General features: G+C 68.8%; 24 protein-coding genes and 2 pseudogenes. 6 read left to right on the top strand and 20 right to left on the bottom strand.

From position 1 onward, the window contains the following. The first annotated feature begins 23 nt into the window (after positions 1-23). A complete protein-coding gene (locus tag BJF79_RS53040) occupies positions 24-407 on the top strand; it encodes a hypothetical protein (RefSeq protein ID WP_143219808.1) in 384 nt (127 codons plus the stop codon). A gap of 318 nt (positions 408-725) precedes the next feature. Beyond that, positions 726-992, top strand: a complete 267-nt coding sequence (locus BJF79_RS09445; RefSeq protein WP_143219807.1) for a hypothetical protein — start codon at positions 726-728, stop codon at positions 990-992. 72 nt (positions 993-1,064) lie between these two features. Here BJF79_RS09445 and BJF79_RS09440 read toward each other — a convergent pair whose 3' ends face one another. From BJF79_RS09440 to BJF79_RS09425, 4 genes are all read right to left on the bottom strand, one after another. Next, positions 1,065-3,107 (bottom strand): ATP-dependent RecD-like DNA helicase, encoded by a 2,043-nt coding sequence (locus BJF79_RS09440; RefSeq protein WP_075896332.1) that lies wholly within the window; start codon positions 3,105-3,107, stop codon positions 1,065-1,067. 32 nt (positions 3,108-3,139) lie between these two features. Beyond that, a complete protein-coding gene (gene mobF, locus BJF79_RS09435) occupies positions 3,140-4,543 on the bottom strand; it encodes a MobF family relaxase (protein WP_075896330.1) in 1,404 nt (467 codons plus the stop codon). 452 nt (positions 4,544-4,995) lie between these two features. Then, positions 4,996-5,460: a single-stranded DNA-binding protein gene (locus tag BJF79_RS09430; RefSeq protein WP_075896328.1), complete on the bottom strand. Its 465-nt coding sequence runs from the start codon at positions 5,458-5,460 to the stop codon at positions 4,996-4,998. A gap of 667 nt (positions 5,461-6,127) precedes the next feature. After that, positions 6,128-6,364 (bottom strand): hypothetical protein, encoded by a 237-nt coding sequence (locus tag BJF79_RS09425; protein ID WP_075896326.1) that lies wholly within the window; start codon positions 6,362-6,364, stop codon positions 6,128-6,130. Positions 6,365-6,573: 209 nt separating this feature from the next. Here BJF79_RS09425 and BJF79_RS09420 point away from each other — a divergent pair, with 209 nt between their 5' ends. After that, complete coding sequence (locus BJF79_RS09420) at positions 6,574-7,074, top strand: hypothetical protein (protein WP_158079133.1); 501 nt, start codon at positions 6,574-6,576, stop codon at positions 7,072-7,074. Between the two features lie 509 nt (positions 7,075-7,583). On the opposite strand, the gene BJF79_RS09415 is transcribed toward BJF79_RS09420, so the two are convergent. From BJF79_RS09415 to BJF79_RS09400, 4 genes are all read right to left on the bottom strand, one after another. Beyond that, a complete protein-coding gene (locus BJF79_RS09415; RefSeq protein WP_075896322.1) occupies positions 7,584-7,781 on the bottom strand; it encodes a hypothetical protein in 198 nt (65 codons plus the stop codon). A 367-nt stretch (positions 7,782-8,148) separates the two neighbouring features. After that, positions 8,149-8,835, bottom strand: coding sequence for a hypothetical protein (locus tag BJF79_RS09410; RefSeq protein ID WP_075896320.1), 687 nt, complete (start codon positions 8,833-8,835; stop codon positions 8,149-8,151). 169 nt (positions 8,836-9,004) lie between these two features. Further along, positions 9,005-9,385 carry a hypothetical protein gene (locus BJF79_RS09405; RefSeq protein ID WP_143219804.1) on the bottom strand — a complete coding sequence of 127 codons (381 nt, stop codon included), beginning with the start codon at positions 9,383-9,385 and terminating at the stop codon, positions 9,005-9,007. Between the two features lie 362 nt (positions 9,386-9,747). Then, positions 9,748-10,569, bottom strand: a complete 822-nt coding sequence (locus BJF79_RS09400; protein ID WP_083733294.1) for a sugar phosphate nucleotidyltransferase — start codon at positions 10,567-10,569, stop codon at positions 9,748-9,750. Between the two features lie 29 nt (positions 10,570-10,598). On the opposite strand from BJF79_RS09400, the gene BJF79_RS09395 reads away from it, so the two are divergent. Beyond that, positions 10,599-11,048 (top strand): NUDIX domain-containing protein, encoded by a 450-nt coding sequence (locus tag BJF79_RS09395; protein ID WP_075896364.1) that lies wholly within the window; start codon positions 10,599-10,601, stop codon positions 11,046-11,048. A 168-nt stretch (positions 11,049-11,216) separates the two neighbouring features. Here BJF79_RS09395 and BJF79_RS66665 read toward each other — a convergent pair. After that, a pseudogene (locus BJF79_RS66665) lies at positions 11,217-12,023 on the bottom strand (SUMF1/EgtB/PvdO family nonheme iron enzyme); the annotation flags it as partial. Between the two features lie 812 nt (positions 12,024-12,835). Here BJF79_RS66665 and BJF79_RS09390 point away from each other — a divergent pair. Beyond that, positions 12,836-14,374: a hypothetical protein gene (locus BJF79_RS09390; RefSeq protein WP_262401760.1), complete on the top strand. Its 1,539-nt coding sequence runs from the start codon at positions 12,836-12,838 to the stop codon at positions 14,372-14,374. A 48-nt stretch (positions 14,375-14,422) separates the two neighbouring features. Here BJF79_RS09390 and BJF79_RS09385 read toward each other — a convergent pair whose 3' ends face one another. The 10 genes and pseudogenes from BJF79_RS09385 to BJF79_RS09350 all read right to left on the bottom strand — a co-directional run bounded on the left by BJF79_RS09385 (position 14,423) and on the right by BJF79_RS09350 (position 19,587). Next, positions 14,423-15,226: a hypothetical protein gene (locus tag BJF79_RS09385; protein ID WP_075896316.1), complete on the bottom strand. Its 804-nt coding sequence runs from the start codon at positions 15,224-15,226 to the stop codon at positions 14,423-14,425. A 4-nt stretch (positions 15,227-15,230) separates the two neighbouring features. Further along, entirely contained in the window at positions 15,231-15,413 is a 183-nt protein-coding gene (locus tag BJF79_RS59090; RefSeq protein ID WP_262401759.1) for a hypothetical protein, read from the bottom strand. After that, positions 15,389-16,090, bottom strand: coding sequence for a radical SAM protein (locus tag BJF79_RS09380; protein WP_262401758.1), 702 nt, complete (start codon positions 16,088-16,090; stop codon positions 15,389-15,391). The genes BJF79_RS59090 and BJF79_RS09380 overlap by 25 nt, the downstream gene beginning before the upstream one ends. Positions 16,091-16,227: 137 nt before the next feature. Then, on the bottom strand, positions 16,228-16,590 hold the full coding sequence (locus tag BJF79_RS09375) for a hypothetical protein (RefSeq protein ID WP_075896314.1): 363 nt from the start codon (positions 16,588-16,590) through the stop codon (positions 16,228-16,230). Beyond that, positions 16,587-17,003: an endonuclease/exonuclease/phosphatase family protein gene (locus BJF79_RS50730; RefSeq protein ID WP_083733293.1), complete on the bottom strand. Its 417-nt coding sequence runs from the start codon at positions 17,001-17,003 to the stop codon at positions 16,587-16,589. Before BJF79_RS50730 ends, BJF79_RS09375 begins: the two co-directional genes overlap by 4 nt. Beyond that, entirely contained in the window at positions 17,000-17,569 is a 570-nt protein-coding gene (locus BJF79_RS09370; RefSeq protein ID WP_075896312.1) for an HAD family hydrolase, read from the bottom strand. The genes BJF79_RS50730 and BJF79_RS09370 overlap by 4 nt, the downstream gene beginning before the upstream one ends. 178 nt (positions 17,570-17,747) lie before the next feature. After that, positions 17,748-18,449, bottom strand: a pseudogene (locus BJF79_RS09365) (SAM-dependent methyltransferase); the annotation flags it as partial. A gap of 202 nt (positions 18,450-18,651) precedes the next feature. Continuing rightward, positions 18,652-18,960, bottom strand: a complete 309-nt coding sequence (locus BJF79_RS09360; protein WP_075896310.1) for a hypothetical protein — start codon at positions 18,958-18,960, stop codon at positions 18,652-18,654. Further along, positions 18,957-19,178 (bottom strand): hypothetical protein, encoded by a 222-nt coding sequence (locus tag BJF79_RS09355; RefSeq protein WP_075896308.1) that lies wholly within the window; start codon positions 19,176-19,178, stop codon positions 18,957-18,959. Before BJF79_RS09355 ends, BJF79_RS09360 begins: the two co-directional genes overlap by 4 nt. A gap of 199 nt (positions 19,179-19,377) precedes the next feature. Further along, positions 19,378-19,587, bottom strand: coding sequence for a hypothetical protein (locus tag BJF79_RS09350; protein WP_143219803.1), 210 nt, complete (start codon positions 19,585-19,587; stop codon positions 19,378-19,380). Between the two features lie 259 nt (positions 19,588-19,846). Between BJF79_RS09350 and BJF79_RS55260 the strand changes: the two genes are divergently transcribed. Next, complete coding sequence (locus BJF79_RS55260) at positions 19,847-21,082, top strand: hypothetical protein (protein ID WP_262401757.1); 1,236 nt, start codon at positions 19,847-19,849, stop codon at positions 21,080-21,082. Here BJF79_RS55260 and BJF79_RS09340 read toward each other — a convergent pair. Next, the gene (locus BJF79_RS09340) at positions 21,069-21,770 is read right to left on the bottom strand and encodes an HAD hydrolase-like protein (protein WP_143219802.1); all 702 of its coding nucleotides are present in this window, start codon (positions 21,768-21,770) and stop codon (positions 21,069-21,071) included. The genes BJF79_RS55260 and BJF79_RS09340 overlap by 14 nt on opposite strands. Positions 21,771-21,940 lie beyond the last annotated feature (170 nt).

The raw sequence follows: 21,940 nt of genomic DNA, 5'->3' as shown, positions 1-21,940 counted from the left end.
GTATGCCAGAGGAGTGGAGCTGGGTGAACAATGTTCCGCCATCTTGGATTCCTCCCGAAGAGATGCGTCGCCCTACCAGGCACCCGCACATCAATTTGACAATAGCCATACTCGGCAGTGGCATCATAGGAAATGAGACTGCCATCTTGGTGGGTGAATATATTGTCGCATACTCGAGGGTCACAATGTGGGCCACTCAAAGTAATCCACCCAAAGACTTCAAGGAGAAGACGCTGCTCGCACATTCAGCGAGCGAGACAGTGGAGAAAATTTACAAATCATGGCTCGAGTATGCTACTGCATTTCGCGCTTCAGGGGGGAAGGTGGGAACGTATGAAAATCAGGATATGGCACTAAAAATCACAATGCGAGAAGCCATTGAGTCACTGACTAATATGCAGCATTGATGAGGGGGTCAGCCCCGGATCCCCGGAGCCGATGATGCGGTAGAGTCGGATATGAGAAGAGGTGGCTTGCAGGCTGAGACCGACATGGGGAAGACCGTCGAGACGGTGTCGGTTACGCTTGGTTGCGCATGCTCGGGCATGAGTTGTCATTAACTTTAATGACCAAATAAAACGGAATCTCAAAAACCTGGCTGGAACTAGAAACCCTCTCCGAAATCTCTCTGTGACACAGCTTATACCAAGCCGATTCGCGATGATCTCGAAATGAACGAAACATCCCGAGTCGTTATCGCTCGCCCTCGATGGGGTGCCCGAGACTTGCTGCGCGCTTACCGGGTGCTCATTGACGGAAACGACTGCGGCAAGATCAAACGAGGGCAGCAAATCACTGTCGACATCATTCCAGGGCGCCACAAGGCGATCGCTCGCATCGATAACAGCGGCAGCTCTCCGATCGACTTCGCCGCGGAACCGGGTCAGACCATCCACTTGGAAGTCGCTTCGGGTGGCAACGGTTTTCAGTTCTGGCATGCGTACACATCGACGGGATACCTGCGGCTGACGCTCGTGTCGTCTACGGACTAAACAGATCCGGAAGCTCATCACTGGCCGGTAGACCCGCTCGGGATCGTTATTGGATGACGTTGCTGAGGACCCTTAGAGTGTCTGCCCCGGGCTTGGGGCGGGTCCACTACTGTTCTCCATGTAGTGATCTGCACCGTTTAGTCCTTCTGATGTATCGGCCGGGCATGAACGGCTAACGATAAGACTTCGAAGGGTGGTGTGGAGATTGTTGAGGGCGGTTGCAGTCTGTTTCTCTGTTTGGGAGCGGGTATAGCGGGTTGTGAACTCGTTGAGTTCGTACCAATCGGTGCGTTGGGCCGGTGAGGTCGGCTGGGGGCCGAGTGGGTCGGCGGTTTGGACATCGTGGTCGTGGCGGTAGGCAGCGATGGAGGCGACGAGGCCGGTCCAGGCTTGTTCGTCGTGGTTGGTGGTGGGGCGTGGGCCGAGGTGGCTGATCCAGGGGTGGGTGCGGGTGATGCGGCGGGCGGTGCTGTTGCGTTTGGTGCGATGGCGGGTTTGGCGGTGTTGGCGTGCGGGTTGTTCGGGCGGCGTGGGTGGTGGTGTTTGGGTGTAGGTGTTGATGCGGTCGAGTTCGTGGCTGGCCATGGTGGCGGGTTGCTGGTGTTTGAGTTTGTTACGCATGAGTTCGATGACTTTGGTGCGGCGGTGTTCGGGGGTCATGGCTTGCCATTGTTCGAGGGTGATGTCGGTGGTGAGGGTGGTGGCGGGTTGGAAGGTGCGGGCGGTGATGCGGTCGCGGCTCATGCCGGTGTAGAGGGTGGCGCGGTTGGCGTCGAGGGAGTAGAGGCTGACGTGGTCGGCGGTTTGGCCTTGGGCTTTGTGGACGGTGGTGGCGTAGCCGTGTTCGAGGCCGCCTGCGGCGATGTAGTCGGCGTCGATGTTGCCGGTGTGGGGTTGGTTTTGGGCGTCGTGCCAGGTGAGGGTGATGTGGCGGGCGTGGGGGTCGACGTGGGTGATGATGCCGCGGGTGCCGTTGAGGAGGTCGGGTCCGTCGCCGTGGCGGTAGGCGTTGGTGCGTAGGAGGACGACGTCGCCGGCGGCGAGGGGGATGTCGTGGCCGTGGTGGGTGGGGAAGGCGGTGTCGGGGCCGGTGAGGTGGCCGGCTTGGCGGGCGAGGGCCCGGGCGATGAGGTTGAGGTCGTCGACGTCGTTGTTGTGGTGGGCGAGCATGAGGGTGCGGGTCAGGCGGTGGTAGGGGTCGGTGTGGTCGTGCCAGTTCGTCCACCAGTCGTTGAGCGTGGCGAGCTTGGCTTCCTGGGGGGTGACGGTGACGACCAGGCGTCCGCTGTCGGCCCAGAGGGCGAGAGCTTGTTCGTGTTCGCGGTTGCGGAAGTGTTCGAGGGCTTGGCGTTCGAGGTGGTTGGTCTGGCGGCGGTTGATGGTGAGGTTGGGGCCGCCTGTGAGGTCGTGCTGGATGGTGAAGGCGCCGCCGACGCCGGGTGAGGCGAGTTGGTGGGGGTCGCCGATCTCGACGATCTTGGTGCCGGTTTGGGTGGCGTGGTGCAGGAGTGCGGCGAGGTCGCGGGTGTCGGTCATGGCGGCTTCGTCGAGGATGAGGACGTCGATGCCGTGCAGGCCGTCGCCGTGTTCGATGAGGGTGAGCCAGTAGGCGACGGAGCGGGATTGGTCGAGTCCTGCTTCGGTGCCGAGGTGGTGGGCGGCCAAGGCGGCGGTGGAGGAGCCGGCGACGGTGAGTCCGGCGGCTTCCCAGGCGATGCGGGCGGTGGCCATGGTGGTGGTTTTTCCGGAGCCGGGGACGCCGATGATGGTGTCGATGGCGTGTCCGGCGGTGACCAGGCGGGTGTAGGCGTCGCGTTGTTCGGGGTCGAGGGGGTACCCGGCGCTGGTCTCGAAGACCTCGAGTGCGAGCGCGGCGACGGCGGGGGCGACCGTGGCGAGTCCGGCGTGCAGGCCGGTGGTGGTGGCGGCGACGATGGCGTGTTCGGCGTCGAGGACGTCTTGGGTGGTGTAACGGTCGTTGTTGGCCATGTGCGCCGGGCCTGTGCGGGGCATGTCGGCGACGTCGTCGCGTTCGAGGAGCCGGTCGGTGAGGGCTTCGAGTTCGGTGATGTCGGCGAGGCCATGGGGGAGTTCTTCGCAGATGCGGGCCATCATGTCGCGCTTGCGGAACGTGGTGCTGTGCGCGGTCAGTCCTTGGTCGGGGTCGAGGAGGACGGTCGCCAGGTCTGCGGTTTCGGGTGGGGCGGTTTCCGGGTCGCCGGCCGCGGTTTGGGGGTGGGGTTGGGGTCCGGGTTGGGGGCCGTCGGAGGGGTCGGTGGTGGTGTCGGGCGGGGGGTTGAGGGCGTCGTGGACGATGGCTGCGGGGTCGAGTCCGGCGGTGGTGGCCTCGGTCGTCCATGCGTGGCGGAGGTCGGCGTCGGTGGCGGCGGTGAGTTCGGGGTCTTTGCTTTCGCGGGTGCGATCGGCGGCTCGCCGTTTGGCGGTGGGGGTGGCGTCGTCCCAGTCGTGCCTTGGTGGTTGAGGAGGTCGCGGATCTCGGTGTCGCGTTTGGACCAGAGGGCGAGGAGGCGGTCGGGGACGCCGGTGATTTCCCAGCGTCCGGTTCTGTCGCTGCGGGTGAAGCGGAGTCCATGGCGTTGGGTGAGCAGGTGGCGGGCGCGAGCTTCGGCGTAGGCACCGGCGAGGTGGACGTGGTTCATCAGGTCGCGGCCGCCGGCGGCGATGGTGCTCCATTTGCCGTCGTGTCCGCGGGCCATGTTGGTGAGGGTGAAGTGGACGTGCCAGTGGGGGTCTGCGGCGCGGGAGGCGCGGTGGGTGGTCATCCATCCGGCGAAGCCGGTGGTGGGGATGGTGGTGGCTTGTTTGCCGTCGCCGTGGTGTCCGCGCATGGCGTAGGCGGTGTAGTGCTCGAGGAGGGTGAGGGCGTCCAGAGCGGCTTGGCGGAGGCAGTCTTCGATGCCGTCGGCGATGTCTTCGGGGGCGAGTGCGGCGAGCGCGCTGAAGGACTTGGGGAAGGTGATGGTGACGTCGTAGCCGCTGTTGCCGACGGGGACGCGTTCGTCGGCGTGCGAGAGCGCTTCGACGAACGCCGGGCCGTACACCTCGTTGGGGTTAAGGTCGGCGCGCTTGAGGAGGATGGCGGCCTTGTCGGCGGGGATACGGGCTTGCTCGGGCTTCGCGCGCACCTGGCGGTATAGGCGTCCCCAGATGGCGCGTTGCCGGGTGCTGGTCCACAGGTCGTCGGTGTTGATCCCGCGTGCGCGTGCGGTCCGTTCGATGGCGGTGACGAGGGGGAGCCCGGGAACCTTCGCGTGGTCGGGGACTTGCTGCTTGAGCGGAACGAGTTGGACGAGCGAGTGCGGGTGACGGCCCTGCATGAGGGCGCGAGCGGCGGGGTATTGGGGCTCGTCCAGTACCGCGCCCGGGGTGAGACCGAGGTCCGGGAGTCCGGAGCCTACCCAGATGAGCGGACGTTCCGGGGCGGCGAGGGACGCGTTCGTGGTGACGTTCGCCGTCGCGCATCCGGCTTGGTTCGTGAGCCGGTACTCGACCTGTTGGGTGGAGGCGCCGATCGTCGTGACGTGCGCCAAGCCCGCTCCCTCCGTTCATCGGTTCGCGCCATCGTTCGAGTACACAAAGTGACGATACCTGAGCCCAAAGTGGCGATGGGGACGTTGCTCGACTACCTAAAGCGGCGTGTTGTGCAGTCGGCGGGGGCTTCGGGGAGAGGACTGGCGGTCCGGGAGGGACGGTGGTCCGGTCGGGCGCTGGGACCGAAGTCGGCGCTGCAACGTGCGGGAGCGGTCCGCCCGGCGAAGCCGGGCTTGAGGGGCGTGCCCGGCGTCAGCCGGGCTCCGTGTTGCGCCGCTTGCGGCGCCGGCGCCGAAGGCGCCAGGAAAGACGGGCGGCCGCCAGGCCGCGCCGCTGTCGGGTTGGGACGCGGGGGCGGAGGGGCCGCCGGTGGGGCCGGGCTCGATGCCCGGCCCCACCGATCCCGCCCGGCGGTGACCGCCCCGGCGGGCGGGGCGGTCACCGGCGCGGCTTACGCTCGGGCCTTGGCGGTGGCGCCGCCCCGGGTCCCGGTCTTCTTGGCCGCGCCCTTCGCGGTGGGCTCGTTGGCGGGCTCGGTGGCCTCCGGCTCCGTCGCGGGCACCTCCTCGGCGGCGTCCTGGCGGGGACGGAACCGCTTGGCAACGCTGTCGGCGGTGGCGCGGATCGCGGCGCCGGTCTCGCCGGGGTTCTTCTTGCTCTGCCAGGAACGGGCGATCACGTTGTATGCCTGGACGGTGACAAGGTCCCCGTTCTCGAACTCCCGGACGGCCATCTCCGCGAGACGGGTCCAGACCTCGACCTCGTAGACGGTCGTGGCGATCTTCTCCCATCGCCCGTTCACCCGTCGCGCGGGGTTGTCCAGGATGCGGAGGGTGGTGACGGCGACGCCGCTCGGAGTGAAACGGAGCTCCGGCGTCTCGACCAGAATTCCCTCGATCGTGATTCGCGTGCTCATGTTGCTGGTCCCTTCGTTCGGGCCGGTGGAGGGGGTTGTGGTCCCCTCCCTGATAGCTATAAGTCTACCGTGTTCTTCGTCTAAATCAACGACCTCTGACACTTTCATCGCTACGTTTTCCCAGCTCAGCCCACATGGGCCGCCAATTGCGGGACGTCCGGTCGACTCTTCGGACGGACCTGCAACCGCGTGCTTCCTTCGCCCCGTGACCGCTTAGGCGCCGGAGCTCCGACTTGAGGCCGCGAGGCGCCCTCGCCCCGTGACCGCCTTAGGCGGAGACGGCGAAGCCGTCTTCCCCCACTTTCCTCCCCCCGACCCCGTAAGACCTGCACTAGCGGAGGACGGGTTCTGTCAAGTGAGCACGTAAGATGTTTTGCCGCTTTTGCAAAAGATCTTGCGCGCGCAGCTTGACAGGTTCCGGCCGGAGCGGACAATCAAAGGTCGGGGTCGGGGGGAGCCCCAGCTTTGGCTACCCAGCTTGCGCCCAGCCTTCCCGAATAGGTTCTTACTTGCGGTTGCCGCGTCCGCGTTTCCTGGTCCGCCGCGCAGCTGAGAGGCGTCTCCAGGGGGCGGTGTCGATCCTCTTGCCGAGGAGAAGTCGGCCGCTGTCACGCAGTCTCCGCCGGGTACTGCTCGCACCCGGCGAAGACTTGGGTCGCTGCTGGACTCACCCCGTGTGCACAGAGGGACCGACCGGAATCTGGACGCCGCCGACCTCCCGGGCAAGGCTCAGGATGTGGAAGACGATTTCCGACCGGACGCGGTACCGCTCGCGGAGCATCGGGTGGAGATCCAACGACGCGAAGTGGGGCTGCTCTCCGTTCGGAACGTGCCGTCCATCGCATTCGACTCGGTAAACGAGGGTCTCCTCAGGACGCGGGACGGCGGTGATCCGCAGTTCCATGCTGTCTCCTTCACTCGGTGCCCGTTGTGGCTTCGCGCGGTGCGCGAAGCCATGCCCTCCAGCAGGCCTGGTCGGACGCCCGGCTGAGGGTAGAGGGGCGGCCAGGACGGACTCACCGATCGCGGCGGGTGCCGAGTTGGAGGTGCAGGAGGAGGAGCGTTCGGCGGGTCACGGGCATGCCGTGCCGTGCGTCACTACGATCCCGAGCCATGGCGCGGAAACGGACCAACCCAGTTGACCTGGCTCGCCGCGAAGCCCGTGAGAAGGCGTTGGCGCGGGTCGCCGAGCACACAAGGCTGCTTAACCGGCATGTGACCACCGTGGCCGAGTTGCAGGCGGAGGCCGCCGAGCTCGACCGTCAGGCGGAGGAGGCCGCCGCCCGTATCCGGCGTCAGGCTGCGAACAAGCGTGAGGAGATCCTGCCGCACCTTGCCGCTCTGCTGGACATGGGACACCGTCCGAGCGACGTGGAGTTGCTGTGCGACGTCTCCCGTACGCAGGTGAAGGCGGCGCGCGCTTCGCTGAGGACCTCGGTTGGGCCGACGGGGAACGATGAGGAAGCCGACTCCTCCCGTCCGCTGGTACCGGCGCAGGGAGCTTCTGGCCACGATGTCGTGGGCCAGGAAGCATCTGAGCCGCCGGTTTCCAGGACAGTCGACGGGAACGGTGTCGAACTCGCAGAGAGCGAGAGTCAGCACGCCGCAGGGTGACCGTCGTGGCAACAGAGCCGATCAATCGGCCTCGAAGTATTGTGGCCTCGGAGGTTAGGCATAGGAGGACGCTGTCCAACCAAGAATCCGACAATCACCGCCGCTCCAGCGACCAGGGGCAAAATTCAGCATGCGCAATCGAGATTTCTGTGGCCCGTTTCTCCCCTGTCGTATATACCCAGGTCAGCTACCCCCTCCAGCCTCTTTGACCATCTCAACCCATGATGGATGAGGGACATCAAGGAGACGCCCGAAATGTCCGCCTCTCAAGAAGTCATGCATTTCGGCCTCCTGCGCCTACAAAGCCGCAGGCCGGGCAGTGCGCTCCCCACGCATGCGGGGATGGTCTCTCCGCGTAGAAGCGCGCCATCACCGCCGCGTAGTGCTCCCGCCGCACGCGGGGATGATTTCATCGTTTGGAGGGACGGCTGCTTGCCTGGCTATGTACCTGTTCAGTGGGAGTTCGGAAGAAAGGGCCGGCCGGGCGGGGCGCCCGGCCGGCCTCGGCGTTAGGCAGCCTTGGCGCCCGGGGTGCTGGGCTGGCAGGTGGCGCCCACCAGGGTCTTGATCTCGCGGTCGATGCAGAAGTCGTCGACGTGGCCGAGCCCGGGGATCTTGACCATGATGCCGAAGGGGTAGGTCTCCCCGCAGACGGCGCAGGCGATGAGGTCAGTGGTCTGGGGAATGTAGTCCAGCTGCAGGTTCATCGTGTGCCCTTCCGGTGGCGGGCCCGCGTGGGCCTCGCGTGGTGTTTCCGACGCGAAAGCCGAAAGCGGGTCCGGGCACGGGGGGCGACTCACCTGAGGGCCGCCAAGATGTTTCCGGGGTTGTTGCGGACGTCATGTGGGACTGAAGCCGGAAAGATCTTGGCGGCCCGGTTGCGACGGACAGCTTGCAGACGGGTCGTCAGGCGTTGGGACACTGGGACGCGTCGCTTCCCGGGACCGGATCTGCTTGGCTCAGAAGCGACGGAATGCCACGAGTCCACGTGGGTGGACTTCGGAAATGCATGATGAGCTGTGCTGGGCTTCTTCCGCTGGCCAGTGTGTGGGCCTGTGCTGGTGACGAGTCCTGTTAGGGCGAGGCGTCCTCGGCGGCGTACGCCCACAGTGTGCGGCGGGACCAGCGGTGCCAGGTGCGGCCGGAGGGCTTTACTTCGGTCTCGTCGGCGCGTTCGTAGAGGTCGGCGGGAAGGCTCGTGTTGGCCGAGTAGCCGAGCACCCGAGTGGCCTCGGCGCTGCCCACCAGTTCGTCCGGGTCGCCGCTGGTGTCGATGGTGCGGTTGCTGAGGCGGTTACGGCTGCCTTGGCGCGGGCCGCCGCCGTGCCGGGATCCACGCCTGTCGGCCCAGGCCCAGATCGTCGCCCGTCGCCACTTGCGGCGAGGACGGCTGTTGCCCTTCAGTTCGACCTCGTCGGCGCACGCGAGGAAGTCGTCGGGAAGATTGTTACCGCTGCGATACCCGAGCACGCGTGCTGCCTGCACGGCGATGAGGAGGTCGTCGGGATCACCGCTTCGGTCGACTGTGGTGAGACGCCGGCGACGGCTCTTCGCACGGGCGGCGAGGAATTCGTCGATCTCGTCGGTCCACCACCAACGACGGGTGGGCTGGCCTGTGACCTCGTCGGGGATCGGAGCGGGGAATCCGGTGATTGCACGGCGCGCGTTCCACCGGTCGACCGTGGGCAGCGCGACGCCGGCGCGCTCGCCAATGCCTGTCCTGTTCAGTGCTTGGCGGCCGTCGATGTTGAGTGTGGCCATGGGTCCTCGCTCTGCGTGGATCCGTTCAGCGCAGGGCCGCTTCTCGGTCTTAGAATGTGCGGGACGGCTCCGGTTCCGGGTCACCCTTCGTGCCCTGGGCCAACCGGGCCCAGACGGTCGGCGGACGTTGTGGACCCTGCTTGCGGGGAGTCCGTCGGCCGTCGTCCGATCAGCCGTTTTCCTCCTCGAGATAGCGGGACAGGGCCTTGTGCGCCTGTGCCTGCAGCTCCATTGGATCACCGTCCGGCATGTGGGTCGCCAGGTACCACAGGGCTCCGATCAACTGCCCGGCCAACTCCGTATACCTCTGCTCGGCCATTGCCTCCGCAGGAATCTCGGGGTCCGAGTCAGCGGAGTCGAACGCGTAGCTCTGGACGGCTCGGGCGAGCAGCATCGCCGGGTGGTCGACGGCACCCGCGTAGTTCAGGAGCCCCGTCATCAGCCGGTGGAGACGATCTGCTCCGTCGTCCGGGTCGAACGCGGCCAGCGCGCGTTCCGTCCTCAGCAGCGCCGGGTCGGCTCCGTTACCGGAACGGGCGGATGATGCCATGCTCGGAACCCCTCTCGCTTAGGACGAACACTATAACTATACCTGGTTGATGTGAGGCCGGTTGACTGATGCCGCCAGAATGGGCGAGCTGCTGGACCGTTGCTGACCTGCGGCGGGACGCGCCTCTACCCTGGCTGCATGGACCGTGCTCTGACCTGCCCGTTCGGGCATCATCTCGCCCCCGGGAGGGTTCTGGTCGGCTGGTCGCCCTGCGCATGTCCCTCGGCGTGGGCGGTTTTGCAGGGTCACCGCACTGTGCAGTGTCTTGGATGCGCGGACGAGAAACGCACCACGATCCGGTACATCCCGGAGCACACCGAAGGCGGTCACCCCAACCGCTGACGATGGACGCGACCGCTCCGTCATTGGGTGGTGAGAAGCGATGGCGCGGTAGGTGCACCGAGGTCGATCACGGGATGGTTCGTGACGACCACGCCGACTGAATGGCTCTTGGCGTAGTCGGCGAGGGTGAGGGCGAGCTTGGGTTCCGAGTTCGCGGTGGCGTGATGGTGTCGTGCGTAGTGGACGAAATCACGGGTGATGCGGATCCGCCCTTCGAGCAGCAGCAAATTTCGGGCGCCGTACTGCTGTTCCAGGCGACTGGCGGTCTTGGCGTCGGGTTTCTCCTCGAGGCCGATCATGCGGTGGCCGTCGGTGATGATCACGCCTCTGGACTTGGCGAGATCGGGCCGGTAGGGACGCACCAGGACGCAGGGGGCCGGGCGCCGGTCGCGGAGCTGGCGCAGGGCGTGAGCACCGGGGTAGAGATTGTCGCTGAAGGCGACGTACAACTCGTCGGGGTCGCCGAGGTGGTCGGCGGCGTTGAACACGGAGGTGAGGTCGCCGTAGGGGCCGCGCTGCGGCACGAGGTCGACGCGGAGTCGGTCGGCTCCTGGCTGGTGACGGGCGCCCATTGGCGGCCGGTGAGCGGCGTTCATGTAGCGGGCATGTCCGTCGGCGGTGAGGGTCTGGCGGGCCCAGGCCGCGAAGTTCTCGTAGTACGGGTGGTAGACGACCACCGCGTGGGCGGGACCGAGGTCGGCGGCCTCCTCCAGGACGTGGACGATTCCTGGACGCCCGTCGACCGGGAGGTACTCCTTGGGCAGGTAGCGGGACCAGTGGGCGACGCGGGTGCCCAGGCCGCCCGCAGCGATCACCACGTGCGCGGGCTGTTCCCCGGTCACCGGCCCTTCCTACGGGATACGGTGCGCGGATGGGCGCACGCATCGCTGTCAGAGTTACTGCCGTCGTCATCGAGGACGGCCGGATCCTGTTGCTGGATCAGGACACCGACACCGGGCGGGCCTGGTCGCTTCCGGGTGGGAAGGTCGAGCATGGGGAGCCGCTCGCCGACGCGCTCGTCCGGGAGGTGCGGGAGGAGACTGGCCTGGACGTCGAACCGGGCCGGCTGCTGTACGTCTGTGACCACCTGCCCGGCGGCGGCACCCATGTCGTGCACATGACGTTCGAGGCGCGCCGGGTCGGCGGCGTCGTCGGGGACGTCGAGGCCGGTGCCGACACCCGCCCGATCCGCGGCGTCGAGTTCGTCGCGTTGGCCAAGCTTGCTGAGCTGGGGTTCAGTGACCGGTTCGTCGAGCTGGCGCGGGACGGTTGGCCCGGTGCCGGGTCTTACATGGGCCCCAAGGCGGCCATCGGCCTGTGAGACGTGGGCGGGCCGTTGTGCGGGCAGACCGGTGAGGGCGGCGATGAGCCGCTCGTCGGCCAAGTGCAACGGCTCGTCGGTGTCCAGGTCGGCGATCCATGCCGAGAGTGCCGCGGCGATCCGCTCGGGTGGAACGGCGGTCAGGCCGGGGCGGGCGACCAGCCGGATCCCTACGCCGCGGGAAGCCCCGGTGAGGTGCCGGTGCCGGGGCCGGTGGACCTCCCGCGGGGTGCCAGGGGTGTTCCAGGCGGCGCCGTGCAGCCACCGCACGGCAGGGCCGGGCGCGACGTTGGGGCCGTCGGCACACCACACCTGCAGGTTGCCGATCAGGTGGTGGACGGAGTCGGCGCGGCGGCCAGGTTCGGCGACCGGCGTGACGTCCCCGCACCGGTAGCCGGTGTTGCGCGGCTGCGTCGTGCCGGGGAGCAGGTCGAGCCGCCCGCAGTGGGCCGCCGCGGTGAGCAGCTCGACGCGGGTGGGGAGCGCGGCGCCGTGACGGGCGGCGAACGCGGCGGCGCCGATCCAGGTCACCCAGTAAGCGGGGTACTGCTCATAGCCGGGGCTGACCGTCCAGTGGCACGTGGCCGGGTCGTGGTGCAGGCGCCCGCCGCGTTCGTGCGGCATCGGGCAAGCCAGCAGGTAGGCGCCGTGGTGGAGGTTGGGGAGTCCGGCGGCGTGAAGCTCGTTGAGGAACGCGGCGTATTCGGCGTTGGCCACCAGCAGGTTGCGCCACCTGGTCCCGGCCCGCTCGACGAAACGCAATGGGACCGTCCCGTCGGGACGTGGGGCTGCCTGGTCACGGCGGCGGCGTGCGGTGGCCCGGGGCAGGGCCGCGAGAGTGTAGAGGTGGGCGCCGGTGAGCCAGCCCGCCACCGTCGCCACGATCGAGGCGTCGGCGATGTTGCGGGCGGCGGTCAGGCAGTCGGCGGTGGTGGCCTGGATCAGGTTGGCGTCGCGGGCGGTGAGGTGCGCCATCAGCCGGGTTTTGGTGCCGGTGGTGGCGAAGTCCTGCTCGGGCGCGCCGGCGGCGGTGTCGGTCTGCTCGGTGCCGCCGGACGGCGCCGTGGCGGGGAGTTCGGGGACGAGGTCCGTCAGGGTCCTCCACGTGGTGGTGCGGTCGAGCACCGACGTCTCGTACCTGATCTGGACCGCGTGCCGGTCGCCGGCGAGTGCGGTGGCCAGCAGCAGCGTATTGAGGACCTGCAGCCGCACCAGGGCCACCAGGTCGGGCGGGTCGTCGTCGGGAACTAATGCGCGGTAGGGGCCGCTGCGGGCGGCGCCGGTAATCTGCCGGTAACGGGCCGGGTAGTTCCAGCGGCGGAACAGGTCGCCGCGGTGGAACGAGTCGGCGACCCCGAGCGGGCTGCGGGTCAGGACCGCCACGGGGGAGTCGGGGAACAGGCCGAGCAGGTTCGGCAGCGCGAACAGCAGGTTGGTCTCCTTGATGACCTGCCGGGTCGGTGTGTGCTTGCCGATGGTGAACGCCGTCAGCCAGTACCGGCCCAGCGGCGCGAGCCGCCGCGTGGCGTGGCTGAGTGGTACAGGGGGCGTGGTGAGCGCCGACAGGGGGTTGGTGGGGGCGAGCTGCTGGCGGAGCGGTTCATTGTGCTGATCCATGAGCGGGCGCAGCGTGTCCGACAGCCAGTTGGAGCCGACGCGTTCGCTGGTGCCCAGCAGCAGGAGCGGGGGCAGCAGTTCGTCGTCGGCCGCGGCCCGGGTCCGGGACAGGTGTACAGCGATCTGGTGACACAGGTCCATTGAGGTGGGTTTCATGGCGGTCTTTCCAGATGAAGGCGGATATCGGCGCCCGCCTTTCGACGGGATGCCCACCAGGAAAGAACAAGCTCTTCAAGATCGACAGAGGAACGGGTTTTGCTTCGTTTTCCTCATTTTTCTTTGTATTGCTCAGCGCTCGGGCAGAGGGGATTCTGGGTGTTGAGAAGGAAGCTCCCGGGTGCGCGAGGAGGCGCGTGATGACACGGCCACGCACACGCCCTGTCCGCAACACCGCCCTGGAAACTGCCATCGGGCGAACCGGCCACACCTACGCCTCCATCGCCCGCGTGATCAACCGGGTGGCGGAAGAGAGCGGCGCCGAACTGCGCTGCACCGCCGCCTCGCTGGGTAAATGGCTCAATGGGGCGACACCGCAACAGGAGACGATGGCAGCGTCCTGCGAGGCGTTCTCACGGCTGCTGGACCGTCCGGTGACCGCAGCCGACCTCGGCTGGCCCGAGACTGCGTTCACGGTCTCCGAGGATCCCTGGCGCGGCGACCCCGTCGTCTGGATCACCCACCTAGGACGGGACGACATGCTCAACCGCCGCACCGCTCTCACGGCCGGCCTGTACTCACTGGCAGCCGCAGCACTGCCCGGACATCCCCGGGACGCCCACGCCCGGACCGCAGGCGCGCGCCGTGGCGGAAACAGCGACATCGACCGGATCCGCCAGACCACCCGCGCCTTCAGCGACCTCGACGACCTGTACGGCGGAGGCCACGCCCGTACCGTCGTAGCCGCCTACCTGACCGCAGACGTAGCGCCGCTGCTGCGCGGCACCACCGGGACCGCGCGCCCCGGCCTGTTCGTCGCCGCGGCCGAACTGTCGTATCTGGCGGGCTGGATGGCGGCCGACACCCTGCGCACCGGCCTGGCCCAGCGGTACTACATCCAGGCCGTCCGTCTCGCGGACGAGGCCGGGGACCAGGTGATGCGCGCGACCGCCCTGCGAAGCCTGGCCGTCCAGGCCGTGGAACTGGGCCACAACCGTCAAGCGCGCGACCTCGCCGACGCCGCCGCGGCGGGGGTGAAGAACGGGTCGCCCGCGAGGACCCGTGCCTGGATCACCGGGATGTGCGCCGAAACGCTCGCCGCGGCCGACCAGGACCGCCACCGGGCCCACGCACTCCTGCGCACTGCCGAAACCGAACTCGAACACGCCGACTCACGCCCCCAATGCGAATGGGTCGGCAATTACCGCCGCGAGTCGTTCGCCCACCAGGTCGGGCTCACGCTGACTCAACTCGGGGACCTGTCCGGCGCCGAGACTCACTACGCCGACTCGGTGAGGACGCGCCGTCCCGTCGAGCGGCGCGCCCGGGTGCTGATCGGCGCACGTCTCGCCCACGTCCAGCTCCGTCAACGTCGACCCGACGACGCCGCCCGGACGGTACTCGATATCTCGGACGACCTCGCGGGGGTGTCGTCTCAGCGGGCCAGGCGAACCCTGACCCAGATCCGCAGTGGGTGGGCCCCGCATCGATCCGACCCGCTCATCGGAAAAGCGGACCGGATTCTCGCCGGGGCCACTTCACCAGCGGTCTAACGCTCACCCTTCCGACCTCGGTGAGGCCCGGCGGGCGCCGGGCGCGGCTCAACGGCGAGGGCGCCGAGTGGCGTTTCGGTGGTCACCCCATACGCGGGCTGCGGACGCCATCGCGGCGAGCCATGAAGCGTCCGGGTTGCGCCCGGCGGCCCCCGCGTACATCCGTATGGTGGCGACCGCGAACGCGTCCACCGCTTCGGGGTCGGCGTCGCGCCAGGCGGTGCAGCCCGCCGCCAGGCTCTCCGCTGCGGCGGCGGTGTGGCCGGCGGCGACGAGCTGCAGGACGAGCAGGGCCGGGTCGATCCAGGCCGCGCCGCGGGTAGGCCATGCCCAGTCGACCGCCCAGGTGGCGTGATCGCCGATGAGGATGTTGCCGGGGTGGACGTCGGTGTACAGCAGCGCGTCGCCGCGCAGCAGGCCAGGCCCGTCGGTGTAGCGGTCCCACCGTGTTTCCGGCCAGTCGGCGGCGATCTCGGGGAGCGCCAGCACGGCGATCCGGTTCAGGACGTCGACCAAGTGCGGCAGGTCGCGGGAGCCGGGCGCGATGTCGGCGTGACGGCCTTGCACGTACTCGAATCCCAGCACGGCCCAGTCGTCGTTGTCGGCGCGCCACAGCACGCGGGGTGAGATCGGCTGGACGAACGGGTTGATCATCCCTTCCCGGGTCAGCGACTCCAAGCGTCCGCCCGGCCGGTGGCGGACCGCCTTGACGAAGAACCGCCCGGCCGTGCCGTCGACCACGGCGGTGACGTCGGAGGTGTGCCCGGCCCCGGTGGCCCGGACGGCGGTGATGGCACCGGTGTGCGGGCGGATCAGCTCGGTGAAGCTGGCCCCGGGAAGGGGAGAGGTCATCGGATCAGGTCCTCGGGTTGCATCCGCTGCCCGGTACTCCCGGGCTGCATTCCTGGTCGGGGTCGCAGCCTCCGTCCTGCGCCACGGCCCGGATGGAAGCGGCGGCGTCGGCCATCGCGGCGCCGCCGAGGATATCGGCCAGGGACGCCTCGTGGACGTCGCCTACACCCATCCAGGTGGAGAACACGCACGGGGAGACGGTGCCGTCCGGGCCGATGGAGGCGCGCCCGTCGCCGCATCGGCCGCACAGCCCGGACCGGTCGGGCGGGGCGTCGGCGGCGCGGCCGAAGGGCCGGACAGCGTCGGCCCGGATGCTGGTGACGCCGAGGTCCTCCAGGTCGCGGCGCGCCGCCCGCGCGGCGGCCCCGCCCGCCTCACCGGGGAACGTGATGATCCCGGCCCGCAGGGGGACGCCAGCAGGACCGCCTTGGCGATGTTGGCGCGGGTACGGGCGTGGGTGCGGCGGCCGGTGACGGCGTCGTGCTCGTCGGCCCGGTCGGAATAGTAGGAGGTGGCGATGCTGACGCCGTCCCGCCGGAACAGGCTCCACCAGCGGTCGGGGACGTGGACGAGGTTGGTGTACACCTCGACGTGCAACCCGAGGGTGAGAGAGTGCTCGACCAGGTCGGCGGCGAACGGGTGCAGGGTGGGCTCCCCGCCGATGAGCTGGACGCGCCGGAAGCCGCTGGCGGCGGCCTGATCGAGGACGGCGGTCCAGTCGTCGCCGGTCAGGGGCCCGTGGCCGCCGTCGGGGCCGGAGCCGTTGTAGCAGTGGGTGCAGTTCAGCTGGCACTTTCGGGTGAGGTCGAGCCACAGCAGTCGGGGGGTGGCCGTCGTCTGGGGGTTGTGGGTCGTGATGGTCATGTGAACCTCCGGCGCGCTCCATCGGTGTGGGCCGCGGTCCCAGGACGCGCGCCGTCGGCGCTGGGATCGCGGGTTCATGGGCCGTGCGGCAGACGGGAGGGCGCCGCATAGCTCGGCTCTACTCGTCTGGCCAGGGATTATTCGAGGGTGTATTCGGCCCAGACGGGGCGGTGATCGGAGAGGTCGTCTGCCGCGACGACGACGCCGTAGCCGGTGATCGCCTCGTGCGGCAGGGTGGTGTGCTGACGGTCGCAGCGGACCTTGAGCGGGTCGTCGCGAGTGTGGCCGACGGTCGGGGTGGGGTCGGTCATGTGGGCGCCAACGTCGGTGAATCCGGACAGGTCGAGTTCCCGGGCGGGACGGTCGTCGCTCTTGCGGGCGGCGCGGTGCGGGTCGAGGCCGTTGGTGTCGGGCTTCTCGCCCGCCGCGGCGGCGTTGAAGTCGGCGACGTAGATGACGTTCAGGTTTCGGTACACACCGACGAGCTCGGCCTCGGTCAAGCGACTGGTCGGCGACGACGGCGCGGCATGGCCGACCATGAAGCGGATCGGCCCCGGCCGGCGACCGTGAGCTCAACGTCGGCATGGGCGTGGACGAACGGCGGCCCGGTCAGGTGCCGCGTGCGCGTCACCTTCACCCGGTCGGTTTCGCGGACGAGGACGGCGATGTCGCAGCCGTGGAAATTCGAGGGGACCAGGTCCGCCCACGTCATGCCGAGACGATCGGCGACGTCCTCCAGCCGGGACCGGCCGTGCTCACCCCATTTGGCCTCCTGCAGCCCGATCAGGTCCAGGTGCAGGCTCCGCAGCAGTTCGACCTGAAGCAGCAGGCGTGTGTCGTCTCCGAAGTGGCCGTCCAGTCCGCCGTTGCGGAGGTTGTACGTGCAGCCCCGCAGGGTGACCGGGGTGTTCATGCGGCGCCTCCTCCCGGGTGCGGCGTGGACGGGGGCTCGGCGGGCTTGCCCGTGAGCAGGACCGGGAGGGCGGCGATGCTGCTGATCCAGGTCATGCCGGGAAAACACTTCCCGAGCTGCCAGCGGCTGATGAACACCGCGCGCATACCGAGCTGCACCGCGGGGCTGATGTCGTTGTCGATGTTGTTGCCGACCGACAGGGCCTGCTCCGGGTCGACGCCCAGATCGGTGAGGACGTACTCGAAGACGACACGGTCCGGCTTGGAGATACCTAGCTCGTGGCTGAGATAGACCCGGTCGCCGAACAGGTCCGCGATGCCAGCGGCTTGGAGTGCTCGGCGGCGGTCCTGACCGGGGCCGGTGTTGGACAGCAGGGCCAGGGTCACGCCCGCGTCGGCGGCCGCTCGCATGCTGGTGCGGGCGGCGGGGGTTACCGGCCGCATGCACAGGTCGAGATCGACCGGGTCGGCCGGGTCGGTGAGCGTACGTCCGTAGTCCACGAAGGCGTGGGTGAGGGATCCCCCGTGGGCGGCGGCCCGGAACGTCAGGTTGTGGTCGGCTGGCATTGGTGTCCTCAACGGTGGGCGGGCTGGTAGATGACACGGGAGCGGGGCCCGGTGTCGTCCTGGCCGGAGGGGCCGGGGATACGGGCGACGCCGCAGTACTGAAGCACCGGCGGCGCTTCCCACGGTGACGGGCCGGGGCGCACTGCGAGCAGGGCACGACACCGGGATGTAGCAAGTGCAGGCCGGTGAAGAATCCGGCGATCTGCGCAGAAGTCCGGGTGACGGTAGGGGTGCTGCCCAGCTCGGTCAGCAGCCGCATCGCGTCGCGCAGCAACTCGCCGTGCAGTTCGGCCGTGGGATGGGCGATGACCAGGTGGCTGCCGGGTGCGAGCCCGGCGACCAGACCGGCGACGGTGGCGCGTACCCGGCCGTCGTGGACGAGGTGGCTCAGCACCCCCAGCATCAGCAACCCGACCGGCTTGGTGAGGTCCAGGGTGCGGGCCGCCTCGGCGAGGACGGTGCCGGTGTCGCGGGCGTCGGCGGCCACGACGTCGACGGCGCCGCAGCTCCTGCCGGTGAGCATGGCGCGGGCGTGGGCCAGGACGAGCGGGTCGTTGTCGACGTACACCACGCGCGCATCCGGGGTGATGCGCTGGGCGACCTCGTGGGTGTTGTCGACGGTCGGCAGGCCGACGCCGATGTCGAGGAACTGCCCGATCCCCTCCCGAGCGGCGAGGTGGTGGACGGCGCGGTCGAGGAACGCGCGGGAGTGGCGTGCGGCGTCGATGATCTCGGGGATGAGCTGGGTGACCAGTGCACCGGCGTGCCAGTCGGCCTGGTAGTTGTCCTTGCCGCCCAGCCAGTAGTTCCACAGGCGTGCCGCGTGCGGCACCTCGAATGCCGGGTCCGTGGGGGAGAAACCGCTGACCTTGTCCAGCATGATTCGCTTTCGTTGCCGAGGCGGGGAGGGGACGGGGAAGCCGTGGCCTCGGGGCGGATGCGCCGGGGGATGCATCCCCCGAGGCCACGGGGTCTACGGGCGGACGATCCGGCCGCCGGTGGCGGCGCGGACGGCGCGCAGCACGGGGTCGGGAGTGGTGAGGAAGTAGACGCCGCCTAAGCCGTCCACGACGGGCAGGGCCCTACCCACGGGGGACGCCGGTCCCGGTGGTGATGTGCGCGGCGACCCGCAGGACGGCGTCGACGTCGTCGACCTCGGCGATCGGCTCGTCTCGGTTGGTGAAGTACCAGAGCCGGTGGTCGTGGTCGGGACGGGCTCGGCAGGTGATCGTGTTGCCGCGCCGGGGCCCGTCGCCCTCGTCCGGTTCCAGGACGATGAGCGTGGTGTCGTCGCGCTCGTGCGCCTCGAAGCGGCGGGCGGCGAGCTGAGCGGCCAGGGCGCGCAGCCGAGCGTCGGCGCGGGGACGCATGGGCTTGTCGGTGTCGGTCATCGGGTCTGCTTTCTGATGCGGATGATCTGGGCGGCGAGGGCTTTCTCGGTGGCGGCTTCCAGCAGGACGGCGCCGTGTTCGCCGGCGGGCCAGGGGACCATTGCCCAGTAGCTGCGGGTCGCGTGGCCGTACCAGGTCTTCACGGTGGTGAAGCGACTTCGGGGCCGGGTGCCGGTGGTGACCGGCGGGATGTCCCACGCCGTCGCGTCGGGTCTCATTGCTGTGTGGGGCCGGACCACCGTTCGGGCGGAACGGGGTGTTCGGCGTCGGGGGGCTCCGGCGTTTGGGGGGCGCACGGCTCGAGGACGTCCACCAGGCCGGACAGGGCCGCCTCGACCAACGCCGGTTCCACCTCGCCCGACTTCGGGGCGACCGATCCCGAGACGACAGGTACGTCGGGCTGCGACGGCGCGGCTGTCACGGTGTGCCGCCGTCTCGCCGGGCGCGGGTTCGGCCGGTGGGCGGATTTTCCGCAGCGCGGACCAAGCCGATTCGGACCTGCTCGGCCGTGGCCCACAACGTCAGATCGGCGAGGGACGCCGCGCACAGCACCTGGCTGCACCCCATCTCCGCCATGAACGGCGTGATCGGGTAGGCCGCGTGGGCTTCCCAGCGGTCGCCGGGCAAGCGCCGCACCTGGAACAGGTGAGCGCTGTCCCCGTCGGCGGGGGGAATGGACGGCGCGAACAGGTCCGCGAAGAAACGGACGGGTGCGCCAACGTTTGAGGAAGGCAAAACCGCCTCCTGCTGCGATGCACGGGTGTGCTGTGGTCAATGCCCATGTTTCTGTGGCGGGCGCCACACGGGGAGGGGGATGATGGGGGATGACAGGGGATGACCGGGGACGAGGGAGCCTTATCCCCTCCCCGTCGGAAGGTGCATCGCAATGTCTTCCGAAGAGAAGATCGCCACGAATAAGGCAATTGGGGCGCGACTCCGGCAGGTGAGGGAGGCGCCGCCCCGATGGTCCCGCCCGGACCTGGCGCGGCTGCTGCGCGCAGCGGCCGACCCGCGGGACCGGGCAGGGATGCCGCACGTCAAATCCCTTGCAGAGATGATCAAGCACTGGGAAAACGGCAAGCACGCCCCCAGGAAGCACTATCGGCCGCTGTACGCGAAGGTGACCGGCAAGTCCGAGGAAGAGCTGTTCCAGGACGAAGCGGACCCGGGCCCGTCGGATCCGCTCGCCATGCTGCTGGCCGAGCCCGACGTGGGGAGCGGACCGGTGCGGCTCCCGGCGGTGGAGAGGGTCGAGGGGATGCTGCGGCGCCTATACCGGCTGGAGGCGGAGTTCGGCGGTGACGAGCTGGTCGCCGTGGTCGCCGAGCAGGTCACGGTCGCCTCGCGCGTCTTCTCGACCTCGATGCTGGACTTGCGCGGCGAGCGGCGCCTCTACCTGGCGCTGGCCGGACTGACCCAGATCGCCGGGTGGCTGGCGATCGACGCCGCCCGGCCAGGTGTCGCCACCCGGCATCTGTCCGCGGCGGTGTACGCCGCTCATGAGATCAGCGATCTCGGGTTGGCCGCGCACGCGATGGGCTATATGAGCCTGCACCACCTCTACCAGGACAACCCTCGCAAGGCATTGGCCATGGCCGGCACGGCGAGCGCGCTCGCCCAGGCAGAGGGCAGTCATCGGACGCGGGCGATCCTGCACCAACGGGTCGCCCGTGCACACGCCGCCCTCGGAGAGGCAGACGCCTGCCGCCGAAGCCTCGACCGGGCCCGGGGCGCCTACGCCGCGGGCGCCGCCGATCCTGAACCGCCGTGGACCGCGTACGTGACCGAGGTCGAGATCGCGGCCCAGCGAGGAGCGTGCCTGCTGGACCTCGGGCTGTACGAGGAGGCGGTGGAAGAGATCCAGCGCACCATCGCGCTACTGGAGACGGCGGCCCCCGATCACCTCCGCGACCTGGCGCACTACAAGACGCGGCTCGCGTCCGCGCACCTGCGGCAAGGTGAACCCGGGCAGGCGGCGGAAGTTGCCGGGCAGGCACACGGGCTGGCCCTGCAGATCGGCTCCGCACGGGTGAACGAGCGGTTCGACGACCTCGTCACCGAGTTGGAGCCGTTCGACGTCCCGCAGGTGCGTGACCTGGTGGAGCTGGTCAAGGGCCGGTGACGTCCAGGACCGCGGTCACCACGGCCTTGGTGTCGCTCAGGTCGGGCAGGACGAGTTCGGCACCGGCGGCCTTCAGGTCCTCGATGCTGCTGGACCCGGTGGCGACGGCAACGACGCGCGCGCCGCCCTGGTGGCCGGCCTCGACGTCCTTGGGAGTGTCTCCGATCAGCACGGTGGTGGTCGCGTCGAACGTCAGCCCGTGTTTGCGTTGTGCACGGCGCCGCGCGAGCGCGACCAGCGGGGGCCGTTCGGCACCGTCCATCCCGTAGGCGCCGATGTCGAGGTCGACGAACCGGTCGAGGTCGAAGGCGGTTAGTTTGCAGCGGGCGATCGGTTCGGCGTTGCCGGTCAGCACGGACTGGATGACGTCGTCTCGTCCGGCCAGAGCTTGGAGGGCGTCGCGGGCACCGAGCAGAGCGTGGCCTTCGGTGGCCAGGCGGTCCCGGCTGGTGTCGAAGGCGGCGGCGAGCGCGGCGGCGAACGAGGCGAGCAGTGGTTCGGTGGGGATGATGTCGTGCAGGCGAAGGGTTTCGCTGGTGATGGCCAGGTCGGTGCGGCCGGTCATGTCCGCGAGCCGCTCGAACGGCCGGGTGGTCACCTTCATGAACGTGTCGCGGTACAACTCGCCGCTGAGGGGACCGATCGACAAGAGAGTGTGGTCGATGTCCCAGAGCACCAGAATCGTCACGCTCGGAGCGTAGGCCGACCAGCGGTGGTGAATGTATGGATTCCGGGGTGTGAGTCGAGGCGCCACGATACGGTGAGACCGCGATGCACCGGCGCCCCGCTCCTCATGGAACGGGGCGCCAGTCTCGTTCTAGGTGCCGCACCGGCCCGCCCGGTGGAGAATGAACCGCA

Origin of the sequence: Actinomadura sp. CNU-125, assembly GCF_001942465.1 — a bacterium.
GTDB lineage: Bacteria > Actinomycetota > Actinomycetes > Streptosporangiales > Streptosporangiaceae > Spirillospora.
This window is presented reverse-complemented; position numbering and strand designations above follow the sequence as displayed.